The sequence below is a fragment of the Sphingomonas sp. 3P27F8 genome (assembly GCF_005502745.1).
Classification (GTDB): domain Bacteria; phylum Pseudomonadota; class Alphaproteobacteria; order Sphingomonadales; family Sphingomonadaceae; genus Sphingomonas.
In genome coordinates, this window is sequence record NZ_SCNL01000001.1 from 451,463 (window position 1) to 464,191 (window position 12,729).

The following is a 12,729-nucleotide window of genomic DNA, read 5'->3' on the forward strand; positions in this document are numbered from 1 at the left end:
GAGAACAGGATCGAACACAATCCGAACCGCCGCGCGCCTACCCGTGATCACGGCGCTCGCGCTGCTGGGGGGCTGCAACATGGTCGTGCTCAACCCCGGGGGGGACATCGCCGCCCAGCAGCGGGACCTCATCCTCTTCTCGACTGCCGTCATGCTGCTCATCATCGTTCCCGTGATGGTGCTGACGGTCGTGTTCGCCCGCAAGTATCGGCGCGGCAACGCGAACAAGACCTACGATCCAGGCTTCGACCACTCGACGACGCTCGAGCTGATCATCTGGGCATGCCCGCTCCTGATCATCATCGCCCTGAGCGCGGTCACCTGGACGAGCACCCATCTGCTCGATCCGTTCAGGCCGCTCGAGCGGATCGCGCCGGGCAGACCCGTCCCCGCCGGCACCAAGCCACTCGAGGTGCAGGTCGTCGCGCTCGACTGGAAGTGGCTGTTCATCTATCCCGACAAAGGCATTGCCACCGTGAACGAGCTGGCAGTCCCGGTCGACGTTCCGGTCCACTTCTCGATCACCTCTACCGACCAGTTCAACACCTTCTACGCGCCGACCCTTGCGGGAATGATCTACGCAATGCCGACCATGCGCTCGGAACTGAACGCGGTGCTTAACAGGCCGGGCGAAAGCGAAGGATATTCGGGGAACTACACCGGCCGTGGCTATTCCGACATGCGCTTCAAGCTGATCGGGAAGACCAAGGAAGACTTCGACCGCTGGGTCGCGAGCGTGAAAGCAGGCGGCGGTTCCCTGCAGACCGCCAGCTACCTCTCGCTTGCCAAGCCAAGCGAGAAGGTGCCGGTAATGCGGTTCGGCGCGGTCGAGCGCGGGCTATTCGACAGGGTCGTCAACGGCTGCGTGGAGCCTGACAAGCCCTGCATGAAGGACGTCATGGCGCGCGACATGGCGCGCGGCGGCGGCAATCCCAAGGATGCCCGGATGGGCGCCGGGATGCCGCCCGGCCGCGACACGGCGCCCATAGCCGGCGGGAAGCCAGTCCCCGCGCTTGAGAAGGCGCCGCAGGACAAGGGTTCGGGCCCCAACGTCACCAAGCCAGCCGAGCCAGGCGCGCCGGGTCGAGCGAAGCCGGGCGATCAGCGCAACCGGAACATGTCCGCCGTCTCACCACTCACCGTCCCCGGCGCCCCCGCGCCGCGCGGGCCTGATCTCCCGCGAACGGAAGCACGATGACCGACAACCTCCTCAAGACCGTCTTCGGCCGGCTGACCTGGGAATCCTTCCCCTTCCACGAGCCCATCCTGCTCGGCACCTTCATCGTCGTCTCCCTGCTCGGGCTCGGCATCGTCGGCGTCGTCAGCCGCTACCGCCTCTGGGGCTATCTGTGGAACGAATGGTTCACGAGCGTCGATCACAAGAAGATCGGCATCATGTATCTCGTCCTGGGCATCGTGATGCTGCTGCGGGGCTTCTCCGATGCACTGATGATGCGGGCTCAGCAGGCCGTCGCCTTCGGCGCCAACCAGGGCTACCTGGAAGCGCACCACTACGACCAGATCTTCACGGCCCACGGCACCATAATGATCTTCTTCGTGGCGATCCCGCTGGTCGTCGGCATCGTGAACTATGTCATGCCATTGCAGATCGGTGCGCGCGACGTCGCCTTCCCCTTCCTCAATAACCTCAGCTTCTGGCTCACCGTCGCTGGCGCGGTGCTGGTCATGATCTCGCTGTTCGTCGGCGAATTCGCTCGCACGGGCTGGCTGTCCTACGCGCCCCTCGCCGAGCTCGCCTACTCCCCCGACACCGGCGTCGACTACTACTTATGGTCACTCCAGATAGCGGGCGTGGGAACGACGCTATCCGCGATCAACATGGTGGCGACCATCATCAAGATGCGCGCGCCGGGCATGACCATGATGAAGATGCCGGTCTTCTGCTGGACCGCGCTGTGCTCGAACGTGCTGGCCATCGCGATCTTCCCCGCGCTGACGGCCGCCTTCTTCCTACTGCTTCTCGACCGCTACGTCGGCACCAACTTCTTCACTAACGAACTGGGCGGTGCGCCCATGATGTATTGGAACATGGTGTGGATCTGGGGCCATCCCGAAGTCTACGTCCTCGTGCTGCCGGCCTTCGGGATCTATTCCGAGATCACCGCGACCTTCTCGGGCAAGCCGCTGTTCGGATATTCCTCGATGGTCTACGCTACCGTCGTCATCACCATCCTGAGCTACCTGGTCTGGCTGCACCACTTCTTCACGATGGGAGCGGGCCCTACCGTGAACAGCTTCTTCGGCATCGCGACGATGGTGATCTCAATCCCGACCGGCGCGAAGATCTTCAACTGGCTTTTCACGATGTATAAGGGCGACATCCGGTTCGAACTGCCGATGATGTGGGTCGTCGCCTTCATGCTGACGTTTACCGTGGGCGGCATGACCGGCGTCCTGCTCGCCATCCCGCCGGCGGACTTCGTCTTCCACAACTCCCTCTTCCTCGTCGCCCACTTCCACAATGTGATCATCGGCGGCGTCGTCTTCGCGCTCTTCGCCGGGATGACCTACTGGTTCCCCAAGGCCTTCGGTTTCAAGATGGACGAGTTCTGGGGCAAGGTCGCGTTCTGGGGCTGGGTCGTCGGCTACTGGGTCGCCTGGACGCCGATCTACGTCGTCGGCCTGATGGGTGAGCCCCGGCGCGTCCACCACTTCGACGATCCCACCATCCAGCCCTACTTCGTCATTGCCGCGGTTGGCGCCTTGATTATCCTGGTCGGGATCCTGGGCTTCGTGATGAGCATCGTCATGGGCTTCGTGAAGCGCCACCAATTGGCGGATACGACCGGCGACCCCTGGGACGGCCGCACGCTCGAATGGTCGACCAGCTCGCCGCCGCCCGACTACAACTTCGCCATCACGCCGGTCATCCACCAACTGGATGCCTGGTATGACATGAAGGCGCGTGGCTACGAGCGCCCCTGCGAGGGCTTCCGCCCGATCCACATGCCTCGCAATACCGGGAGCGGCGTGATCCTGGCCGGACTGGCGCTCGTCCTCGGCTTCGCCATGGTTTGGTATATGTGGTGGCTCGCCGCGCTCAGCTTCGCAGGCCTACTCGTGGTCGCCGTGGGGCACACGTTCAACTTCAACCGAGACCGCTTCATCCAAGCCGAGGAAGTGGCCAGCACAGAAAGCAAGCGGCAGCCGCCGCTGCATGCCGGAGCCTGACATGACCGATCACGCGCTAGGCCAGCAGGATACCGGCCCGGTCTGGCACCAGGCCGACGATCATCACGACCACGAAGCCAGCGGAGCCACGGTGCTCGGCTTCTGGATATACCTGATGAGTGACGCGCTCATCTTCGCCTCGCTGTTCGCGATGTTCGGCGTGGTGAGCACCAGCTACGCCGGCGGGCCGGTGCCGCGCGAGATCTTCGATCTGAAGCTCGTCGCACTCAACACCGCCTTCCTGCTCGCGTCCTCGATCACCTTCGGCGAAGCGATGCCCCACATGGAGGCGGGAAGGGTCGGCCCGACGCGGTTCTGGCTGGCCGTGACGGGGCTGCTCGGCCTCGCCTTCGTAAGCGTGGAGCTCTACGAGTTCGCCCATCTCATCGCCGAAGGCGCGGGCCCGCAGCGCAGCGCCTTCCTGTCGGCGTTCTTTACGCTGGTGGGCACGCACGGCGCACACGTCACCGTCGGTCTCGTATGGATCGCCGTGACCTTGATCCAGCTCGGCCAGCACGGTCTCATCCCGGCGATGAGGCGCCGGCTCGTCTGCCTGTCCATGTTCTGGCATTTCCTCGACATCATCTGGATAGGCGTCTTCACCTTCGTGTATCTTTATGGAGTGATCCGTTGAGCATCCGACCCCATGATGATGCCAGCCTGCAACGGCACGGCGACTCCCACGGACACGGCAGCCGCCTCGGCTACCGGATTGGCTCCCTCCTCGCCATCATGCTGACCATAGTGCCATTCTGGCTGGTGATGTCGGGACCGCAGCCCGCCCCTGGCTCGACGGCGGCTATCATCTTCGGCTTGGCGCTGATCCAGATCGCCGTGCACGTGATCTGCTTCCTGCATCTGGACACGCGGTCCGAGGGCGGATGGACGCTTCTCGCCTTCCTGTTCACGACGGTGATCGTGGTCGTCACCATAGGTGGATCAGTGTGGGTCATGCTCCACCTCAACGGCAACATGATGCCGATGCCGGGCGGCCCGGCCGGACCGGTGCGCTAGGCGCCGTCGAGCCCGAGACATGGCGAACCGAGGTGTGGCAAAGCGCGCGTTCCTGCTCGGACTGGCGCTGACAGGCACCCTGTTCTTCGCCGCGCTCGGGATCTGGCAGGTGGAGAGGCGCACGTGGAAGCTCGCGCTCATCGAGGCGGTCGACGAGCGCGTCCAAGCGCCACCCTCCGCCGTGCCGGCACGCACTAAATGGCCGTCGATAACCGCGCGCGGCGACGAATACAGGCACGTCACCGCACAAGGGCGCTGGCTCGGCGAGCGGGAAACGCTTGTCGAAGCCGTCACCGAGATCGGCAACGGCTTCTGGGTCATCACCCCGCTCAGGTTGCCGAACGGCGATATCCTCCTCGTCAATCGCGGCTACGTGCCGCCGGATCGCGCCGATCCCCGGACCCGCAAGGCTGCCACGGCTTATGGCGACGTGCGGGTGACCGGGCTGCTGCGGATCACGGAGCCGGGCGGGCGGCTCCTGCGGCCCAACCGCCCGCAGGATAACCGGTGGTATTCCCGAGATGTGGCAGCCATCGCCAACGCGAGGCGGCTGACGAACGTGGCGCCCTTCTTCGTCGATGCCGATTCCTCTCCCAATCCGGGCGGCTGGCCTCGCGGCGGCCTCACCGTGACCACCTTCCCGAACAATCATCTTCTTTACGCGCTCACCTGGTTCGGCCTCGCTATGCTGAGCGCATACGCCTGCGTCCTGGCGATGCGAAACCAACCGTGACGATTGAGCTGCCCGTCACCCGTCACGACCTCAGTCGCTCCGTGGCGACACGCGACTATCAGTCTGGCGGGTCCCGCTCGACATCGCCGGGCGGGCCCGACACGTTCATGCAGGCTCGGCAGGGCTTGCCCGCTCGACACGGTCCCCGGCCGCGCGTATCTCAACCTTGGCGTCCGCAAGCGGGTCGCTGCGCTACCGTGGCAGCCGCGACAACGCAGCCGGCGCCCGACAACTACGGAAGAGTCGCCCATGACCGATGACAGTTCGCAGAAGATTCGCCACCTCGTCGTGCTTGCGAACCCATCGTCAGAGAGCTTCGACCATTCCATCGTCGAGGCCTATCGGGAAGTCGCCGAACGCAACCACCACTCGGTGACGGTCCGCGACCTATACGCGATCGGTTTCGACCCCCTGCTCAGGGCCGAGGAGCGGCCGACGCAGCCCGACTGGGCGCCCGCCAGCGACGTCGCGGTGGAGCTCGAGCAGCTCCGCGCGGCGGACATCGTCGTGTTCGTCTACCCGATCTGGTTCGGGCTGCCGCCCGCGATCCTCAAGGGCTACGTCGACCGCGTTCTCGGGGCGGGCTACAGCTTCCGTGATCTCAAGACCGAAGCCGGACAGCCCGTCGTTGCGGGCAAGCCGCTCCTTTCGTTCAGCACATCGGGGACGTCGCTCCCTTGGCTTAACGAGCACGGCCAAGTGTCTGCGCTCAAGGAGGTCTTCGACGTCTACCTCTGGCAAGGGCTGGGAATGAGCCAGGCCGAGCACATCAGGATCGACTCTGTCGTCCCCGACATGACCCAGCAATATGCCGACGAGCAGCTGGAGCGCGTGCGCCAGGCCGCGACCACCGCGTGCGCGATGCTTTCGTCAGGCCGCTACAAGGACGCCGCGCAGGCGGCGATCAGCCGCCGACAGGCAGCGAGCGCGAGGGACGACGACGCCGGGAAATAAGCCAGCGCTTGAGCGCTACAGCTGCTCATCCTCCCAAGTCAAAGCCTCGGACCGCGTTCGAGCGAGTGAGCTGGGAAAATCACGACGCGACAACTCGCCAAGTCCGGCCCGAAACGCGTTGCATTCCCGGGTCGGACGCAACGCGGTAGCGGGTAGTCTTCGACCCGCGGAAAGACCAATATCTTGGAGATGCTCGAAGTCGCGGAGCGGCGTCGGGCGCACATATTTTTGAACATCGGCGTGATCGAGGCACGTAGTCCCAACCTCAGACAACCAAGTCGTGGAGATGGGCGAGTAGGTCGGCCACGTCGTCGTAGATCGCTACCGCGCCGGCAAGCCGGTCGTCGGGGAAACCGCCCGACCGCAGCCCGATCACCTTCACCCCGGCGCGCCGACCTGCCTCGACGTCATATGGACTATCTCCGACGACGATCGCGTTCGCCGGGGCGATGCCCACCTTCCTCAACGCAGCGACGAAGATGTCGGGCGCCGGCTTGGACGTCGACACGTCGTCGATGCTCGTGCTCGCATCCACGACGTCCGAAATGCCGAGCAGCTCGATGTAATTGTCCAATTCTTCCTTCGACGCCGACGAGGCAAGGACGATCTTTCTACCAGAAGCGTTCGCCGCCCGGACGAGGTCGGCGGCCCGGGGAAAGGGTCGGACACGCGGGAGGAATCGGTCCTTGAACACGGCATCGTGGGCGTCAGAGATGCGCCGACGTTCGGCGGACGAGGACTGGGGAAGGAGCGCCGGAAGTAGCTGATCTCCGCCCTTGCCGATCTCGGCGTGGATGGCGGGGCGACCGATCGCATGGCCTTCTGATCGGAACGCCTGGTCCCATGCCTCAACATGATCGTCGTTGCTGTCGACGAGGGTCCCATCAATGTCGAACAAGATCGCCCGGATGCCTAATGTCGGCAAGCGATCGCGCCGCAGCCATGCGATGGAAGCAGCACCCGCGAGCATCGAAATCCCCAGCACCGAGCGGCGCCCGTGGCGCAGGCTGGCCAAGCCGTAGGCCGCCATTCCCGAGGTCACCAGCCCGACCTTTCCTGAACCGGTCGTCCGCGCAATCCTCGCGGCGATACGTCCCTTCGCGAACTCGCCCGCCACCTCGCCGGCCGACGGACCCGAGCCTGGCGTCGGTTCGTCGCCCATTCCGGGCATCGCCTCCTGACTGGCGACAGGTCCGCCGTCTGGCTTGGCAGAAGGATCCGCCGGCGGTGGCTTGTCGCCAACAGTCTCAACACTTGCTGCCTTCGTCTCGCGTTCGAACTCAAAGTTCAGCTCCGCGCCGAACAGAAGGATGTAGCTGGAAAGATACAGCCACGTGAGCAGCACGACCACCGTCCCCAGTGAGCCATAGCTGGCGTCGTAGTGGCCGAAGTTGGCGACGTATACGCCGAAGCCCAAGGTCAGCAGCAGCCACAGTGATGCAGTCAGCACCGAGCCCGGAGTGAGCCAGATCCAGTCGGCCTCGTCACCCTCGCGCGACGGACCAAAACGGTATAGCGCCGCCGCCGCAGCCGCCGCGACGCATCCCAGCACCAGATAAGAGACGGCCTTGCCGAAGGCGGCCGCCCATCCAGGCAGCTCGGGAAGCAGACGCTGAAGATGTCCCAACGCGGCGATCGCGGCGGCGGCCAGCACCGCGACGAGCACGGCGGCCGCAGTCATGGCTAGCGCGAGCAGGGTGACCTGCAAGAAGCCCCGACGCTCCTTGCGCTCGTAGGCAATGTTGAGGGCAGTGACGATCGCGCCCGCGCCGCTGCGCGCGCCGAAGAGTGCGATGCCCAGAGCGATGGCCAGACCCAACCCCTTCTTTCCCGCGGACGTGTTCACCACTCCCAGCAGCTGCTCGCCGACGAGCCGCGCAGCCTCGGCCGGCATCGCGGCGGCGAGCCGTCGCACATCCTGCAGGACGGTGGCGGGATCGACGACCAATCCATATGTCAGCACAGTCGCGCCCAACAGCGGGACGAGCGCCAGAAAACCGTAGAACGCGACTCCAGCGGCGACGAGGCTGACGTTGTCCTCGCCCGCCTCTTTCCACGTGCGGAGGGCGACGTCTCGCCAAGTCGAACGTGACATGGACCAAGGGCTCTGCGCACCCCCGGCGATCAGGCGGAACGGCATTGCGGGCATCCTCGTCCAACGAACCACCCGACCAACCTGCCGCCAGCCCCATCGTTCCGCTGCGTCGCCAACGTCCGTCCGCAGTGCGGCGGTCCGTCCGGCGCCGTCACCTTGTTCGAGCGCCCTCGAAGCCAATTCAGATTTCGGCGTCGACCGCGTGCCGCAGCATCTCGACGGCCACCGCGAGGCAGCGGAGGCGCACCGGGCCGCGCCCGATGTCGCCGAAATGCTCCTCACGGTGACGAATGCCCCAGTCCGTCCGCGCGCAGGCGAAATGGACGAGGCCGGGCTCGTCCCCCGGACCCGCTGGCCCGGCGAACCCGGTGACGGCGATTGCGACGTCGCCTTCCGAATTCCGCAGCGCGCCCTCGGCCATCGCTATCGCCGTCTCTCGGCTTACCGCGCCGCACCGCTCGATCGCGCGGCGATCGACGAAGAGGAGATCGCACTTGGCGTCGTCGGTGTAGACCACGAAGCCGCGCTCGAATGCACGACTGAGGCCCTCGACGTCGGTCAAGAGTGAGGCGACCAGGCCGCCCGTGCAGCTCTCGGCGGTTACGATCGAAAGACCCCGCGCGCACGCCGCGTCGAGGAGGGCGCGGGCGGACGCCTCCACCTTCTTGGGAACGACCGCCAGCAGCTCGCTCACGACTTCTCCATTGGCACGACGCTCACCTTGCCGCCACGCTCGAACGTGGCGAGCGCGACGCGGTGGACGCCGGACTCCTGCTCCATGCGGATCGCCTCCAGCAGATCGTCCTCGCTCATGTGGCTCGCGGTCAGCGCGCGACGGTCTATCACCCCGTCGCGCACGAGCACCACGGGTTTCCCCTTCACGAAGCGTGACAGGAGGTTCGAGCGGACCGTTGCCATCGCGAGAAGTCGGTGCAGAGCGACGAGGATTAGCGTCGCGGCGAGCGCGGGAAGAAGCGGAGCCTTGCCTGTCATCGCCCGACTTATGTTCGATCCGACGACGATCGCCACGAAGATGTCGAGCGGAGTGAGGTTGGAGAAGGTGCGGCGACCGGCGACGCGCATGCACAAGATACCGAACGGGAGAAGGATTGCGGCGCGTGCGCAGAGCTGCGCTGTCGAAGCGCTGCCATCGTCCGGACCGATCACCGCGACTAACCAATCTATCACGTTATCCTCCCGTGCAGCGCGCCCAGACCAACCCTGCGATCGCGGGCGCTGCCGAACCGCGCGGGCATCAAGAATCGCGAGCGGCATCACGCGATGCGCCACTCTAGCCCAACTACCGGACGCATGACACCGCGAGTGGTCAGTGACGTAGCCGCCTCATTGCGATATTGAGCGGGGCGGCGTTCGCGGTCGCCGCGTTCAGACTCGCAACGTTCTGACGTGGTATCTGATAGCCGGGTGGGGCTTTTACTCTAATGAAGGGAGGCCCTGATAAAGCTGGCGAACCAATCATCGGGCCAAGAATTCCGTCGGCCTAAGAGGCCGCGTGATGCTTGTCGCCGCACATCAAGCAACCTAGCCACGGTCACTGGTGTGCCGACGGCGACCGGCGAGGTATCTGCGCATACCACGAGCAGCGTCCCATCCGGCGTAAGAGGACTCCCGTCCCGAGGCGGACCAGGTTCGCGCCAATCCGTGGCGGCGCCCGACGAATTCCGGATCGCCGCCACGGACCGCCCCCAAGCCGACGAGCACCCCAGGGCGTCAGGTCGGCAAGCCCCGGTGCGGATCGAATCTCAGGGCGATCCTAGGCTGGCTTCGCGCCTGGCGTTCCGCACTTCGCGAACTGGCCTTTAGAGTTGCGGCACTTGCCGGTCACCTTCGTCGAAGCCTTTGGCGGACACTTAATGAACTTGCCCTTCGCGTCCTTGCACGGGGCCGCCACCACTGGCGACGCGATCATTGCCGTCGCAGCGAGGGCCATAGCGATCCGAAACATCCTTATCTCCTCTTTCGTTTCGTGTCCGGAACACTGCGCTCGATAGACAGATTGCGCAAGATCACCTCGAGGGCTCACGGTGTGATCCCCTCCTGCAGACGAACGCAGACTACGTCGTTTGAAGAGCTAGTGGCACTTCGTAGCCAGGGATCAGCCGGACTGTGAAGTTCGGCGGTGGGTCGCCAAGTTCACGGTGGTCTTGGACGGCTACTCTCGCCGCGCACCGCGAGCGAACCGCTGTCATCCTCGACAGCACTTTCTCGTCTGCGTGCTCCTATCGTGCCGTAACCATGCTGGCGCATGCGTCACGACCTCGTGATGGTGAAACGAAGCCGCGATCCGAGCTCGACGTCACTTCAAGTGAATGCTGCTCGCGCAGATCGTGGGCGGCGAGACCCGAGCCCGGTCCTGCGCGATCGTCGTATCCCCTAACGCCAAGGCAAGGCGGTCAAGACATTTGAGAACGTTTCCGCAAGCACGCGCTGCCGTGACCGGTCGAATGGAGTGAGGGGGACCTTGTCACGGCGATCCCTTGACCAGTGGCGCCGTCTGTCCTTCCTTCATCGCGGAAAGCCTTGCCTCGTAGGCATCTGCCATCACGCGATGCGCCTTCACGACGGCCGGATCGCCTTCGCGCTGGGCGCGGCGCCGCTCTTCGTCCAGCCGTTTACGCAGATACTCTGCATCGCCGTCCACCGTCCCACCCCAGCGGGAATCCGGATGCATTGGCTTCGCCTCCGCGTCCCCTAGGATGAACGCGCCAGCGCTCATCGGGTCCTTCCCGACTCCCGTCACGATGTCGCGGGGACGAAGCCCACCCTCTTCGCGAGCTTCGCGTCGTTTTGAAGCGCGATCCAGCCCTTCCGCTGCGTAAGGAAGCCGTCCGTCCGGAGCGACCGCAGCATGCGGTTGACGTGGACGCTGGTCAGCCCCAGCAGATCGCCAAGATCGGTCTGCGTCAGCGGCAGCGGCATGCCGTCCCCATTGGTGAGGCCGGCAGAGTAGTAGCGTTCCCGCAGTTCGAGCAAAAGGTGGCCGAGCCGGTCGGCCGCGTCCAAGCTCCCCAAGCGCACGACCTGTGCGAAAATGTAGAGGTCATCCAGCCGCCGCGCGCGCTCGTAGGCGAGCGCAAGCTCCGAGCGCGCCTCTAATGTAGCCGGGTCAGGCATCACGCAGACGCTGACCGGGGTGATGGCCCTTAGACTGTCGCCCGAATCGTCGCCGACATCGACGACCATCTCGCCCGGAACGTATAGTCGGATCAGCTGGCGCCGGCCGTTGGCCAGCACCCTGACCCGGGCTGCGGATCCTTCGAGAATAGCGAGCCGCTTTTCACGGGCAGACCCTTCGGCCGCGAATTTGCCGAGGTCGGCGCATGCGGGCAGCCGTCGGGACGAATCCAGGGCTTGTTTCACGAGCCACCAATCCGCCGGTCCGAGGTCGGCGAGTCCGACTAGCCTGTGAATCAGCGCATCGCCCGGCTGCCCGTCGCGCGTGACCATCGCTCCGCCGTCCCGGTCATGTCGCAGTTGTATTCTCTTCGCACTCGGTCTCATGAAAGGCTGAACGGCTGTCAAAGTCATGCTGGGCTTCCTTCCGTGCCCCGGCCCGCAGCCCAGCATGCACCGCATCCGGCAGCGTGACAACCCGACCCCCGACTCCTCCCTGGCTGGTGAATCGGGCCGGTTTTCGACTACGCCTCAGGTTCGCGCGGATATGGCAGGAGGCGGCGAATTGAACGTCGTGCATCCGTCAGTGGCGGTCCGCGACCCATCCCGCATCGTGTCCCGCGAAGAACTTTTCGATCTCGTCGTCAGTCGGAGACCGGACCCGACCTCCTTCCAGCGTATCGACGGCATACTGAAGATGGATGGCGGGCAGCGAATCCCCACTGCGGTCAAGCAGTGCCAGCGCCATTTGCATCAGCGAAAGCGCGACCTCGCGCTGCCTTGCCGCATTTTCCCTACACACCACGTTCGCGTTCTCCACGGCCCTCCACTCCCGCGCCGAAACGGCCGGCTCGGCACCTTATCCTATGGACCCCTTGAGCGAAAAGACCTTTCCGGCCAAAATGGGGAGGCGCACCATTGCCGGGACGCCGCGCGTTTCCCGTCCTGTTAAGGTCGAACGAAACGACACGCCAAGGCGAGGCCGGCGCTCGACGCCGCTGCGATCCACAGGCTGCCTGCAGGAACCCGCGACTCGCAGAGCGCTCCGGCGACCCCACCGACGACGAGGGCGAGCCAGAGCGCCAAATACGGCACCCACTGCATCGACGGGCGCCCACGGACCGCGTCGGCCAGGCGGTAGCCCAGCTTCACTAGCGTGCCCGTCATGTAGGTCACGCCGACGCCGACGTCCCCGTCGCGCTGGAACACCGCGTTTGAGGCGCCCATCGCCAGACACAGCAGCCCGATGGCGACGCTCGGCAACCCCGACGATCCCGAAACCGCGCCCAGCAAGATGAGTAGCGCGACGAAGGCGGCGGCCGAAGACTTGCGGTCGGAACCGGCAATGCCGGCGAACAGGACGCCGATGGCGACGCCGGAGACGAACAGCGCGATGAGACCGGCGGCAATCAGTCCCACCCTGTCGCCCTGCGAAAGTCCGACCGCCAACCGGGTTGAGTTTCCGCTCATGAACGACACGAAAAGGCCGCCGGACTTCATGAAGCCCACGGCATCGACGAAGCCCGCTTGAGCCGCGAAGCCCATCGCCAGCATGCGGTGCCGAACGTCGTAGCGGATCATCCACCGACCATATCACGATCGACCC

Annotated in this window: 13 protein-coding genes; 6 read left to right on the plus strand and 7 right to left on the minus strand. The window is 65.1% G+C overall.

Features of this window, described 5'->3' with window-relative positions:
- The first annotated feature begins 43 nt into the window (after positions 1–43).
- From cyoA to FFS35_RS02265, 6 genes are all read left to right on the plus strand, one after another.
- On the plus strand, positions 44–1,198 hold the full coding sequence (gene cyoA, locus FFS35_RS02240; protein ID WP_283214509.1) for a ubiquinol oxidase subunit II: 1,155 nt from the start codon (positions 44–46) through the stop codon (positions 1,196–1,198).
- Complete coding sequence (cyoB, locus tag FFS35_RS02245; protein WP_137785467.1) at positions 1,195–3,192, plus strand: cytochrome o ubiquinol oxidase subunit I; 1,998 nt, start codon at positions 1,195–1,197, stop codon at positions 3,190–3,192. The genes cyoA and cyoB overlap by 4 nt, the downstream gene beginning before the upstream one ends.
- Before the next feature lies 1 nt (position 3,193).
- Positions 3,194–3,826 carry a cytochrome o ubiquinol oxidase subunit III gene (gene cyoC, locus FFS35_RS02250; protein ID WP_137785468.1) on the plus strand — a complete coding sequence of 211 codons (633 nt, stop codon included), beginning with the start codon at positions 3,194–3,196 and terminating at the stop codon, positions 3,824–3,826.
- A complete protein-coding gene (cyoD, locus tag FFS35_RS19870) occupies positions 3,823–4,206 on the plus strand; it encodes a cytochrome o ubiquinol oxidase subunit IV (RefSeq protein WP_249341398.1) in 384 nt (127 codons plus the stop codon). The genes cyoC and cyoD overlap by 4 nt, the downstream gene beginning before the upstream one ends.
- Positions 4,207–4,240: 34 nt before the next feature.
- Positions 4,241–4,939: an SURF1 family protein gene (locus tag FFS35_RS02260; protein WP_249341399.1), complete on the plus strand. Its 699-nt coding sequence runs from the start codon at positions 4,241–4,243 to the stop codon at positions 4,937–4,939.
- Between the two features lie 249 nt (positions 4,940–5,188).
- Positions 5,189–5,893 (plus strand): NAD(P)H-dependent oxidoreductase, encoded by a 705-nt coding sequence (locus tag FFS35_RS02265; protein ID WP_137785470.1) that lies wholly within the window; start codon positions 5,189–5,191, stop codon positions 5,891–5,893.
- A gap of 265 nt (positions 5,894–6,158) precedes the next feature.
- Here FFS35_RS02265 and FFS35_RS02270 read toward each other — a convergent pair whose 3' ends face one another.
- The 7 genes from FFS35_RS02270 to FFS35_RS02305 form a co-directional block, all read right to left on the minus strand.
- The gene (locus FFS35_RS02270; protein WP_137785471.1) at positions 6,159–8,033 is read right to left on the minus strand and encodes a YhjD/YihY/BrkB family envelope integrity protein; all 1,875 of its coding nucleotides are present in this window, start codon (positions 8,031–8,033) and stop codon (positions 6,159–6,161) included.
- A gap of 136 nt (positions 8,034–8,169) precedes the next feature.
- On the minus strand, positions 8,170–8,682 hold the full coding sequence (locus tag FFS35_RS02275) for a CinA family protein (RefSeq protein ID WP_137785472.1): 513 nt from the start codon (positions 8,680–8,682) through the stop codon (positions 8,170–8,172).
- Entirely contained in the window at positions 8,679–9,176 is a 498-nt protein-coding gene (locus tag FFS35_RS02280) for a YetF domain-containing protein (protein ID WP_171007472.1), read from the minus strand. The genes FFS35_RS02275 and FFS35_RS02280 overlap by 4 nt, the downstream gene beginning before the upstream one ends.
- A 1,297-nt stretch (positions 9,177–10,473) precedes the next feature.
- Positions 10,474–10,680, minus strand: a complete 207-nt coding sequence (locus FFS35_RS02290) for a hypothetical protein (RefSeq protein WP_137785475.1) — start codon at positions 10,678–10,680, stop codon at positions 10,474–10,476.
- 65 nt (positions 10,681–10,745) lie between these two features.
- Entirely contained in the window at positions 10,746–11,456 is a 711-nt protein-coding gene (locus FFS35_RS02295; RefSeq protein WP_171007473.1) for a Crp/Fnr family transcriptional regulator, read from the minus strand.
- A gap of 250 nt (positions 11,457–11,706) precedes the next feature.
- Positions 11,707–11,943: a hypothetical protein gene (locus tag FFS35_RS02300; protein WP_137785477.1), complete on the minus strand. Its 237-nt coding sequence runs from the start codon at positions 11,941–11,943 to the stop codon at positions 11,707–11,709.
- Between the two features lie 128 nt (positions 11,944–12,071).
- Complete coding sequence (locus FFS35_RS02305) at positions 12,072–12,704, minus strand: YoaK family protein (protein WP_137785478.1); 633 nt, start codon at positions 12,702–12,704, stop codon at positions 12,072–12,074.
- Positions 12,705–12,729: the final 25 nt, after the last annotated feature.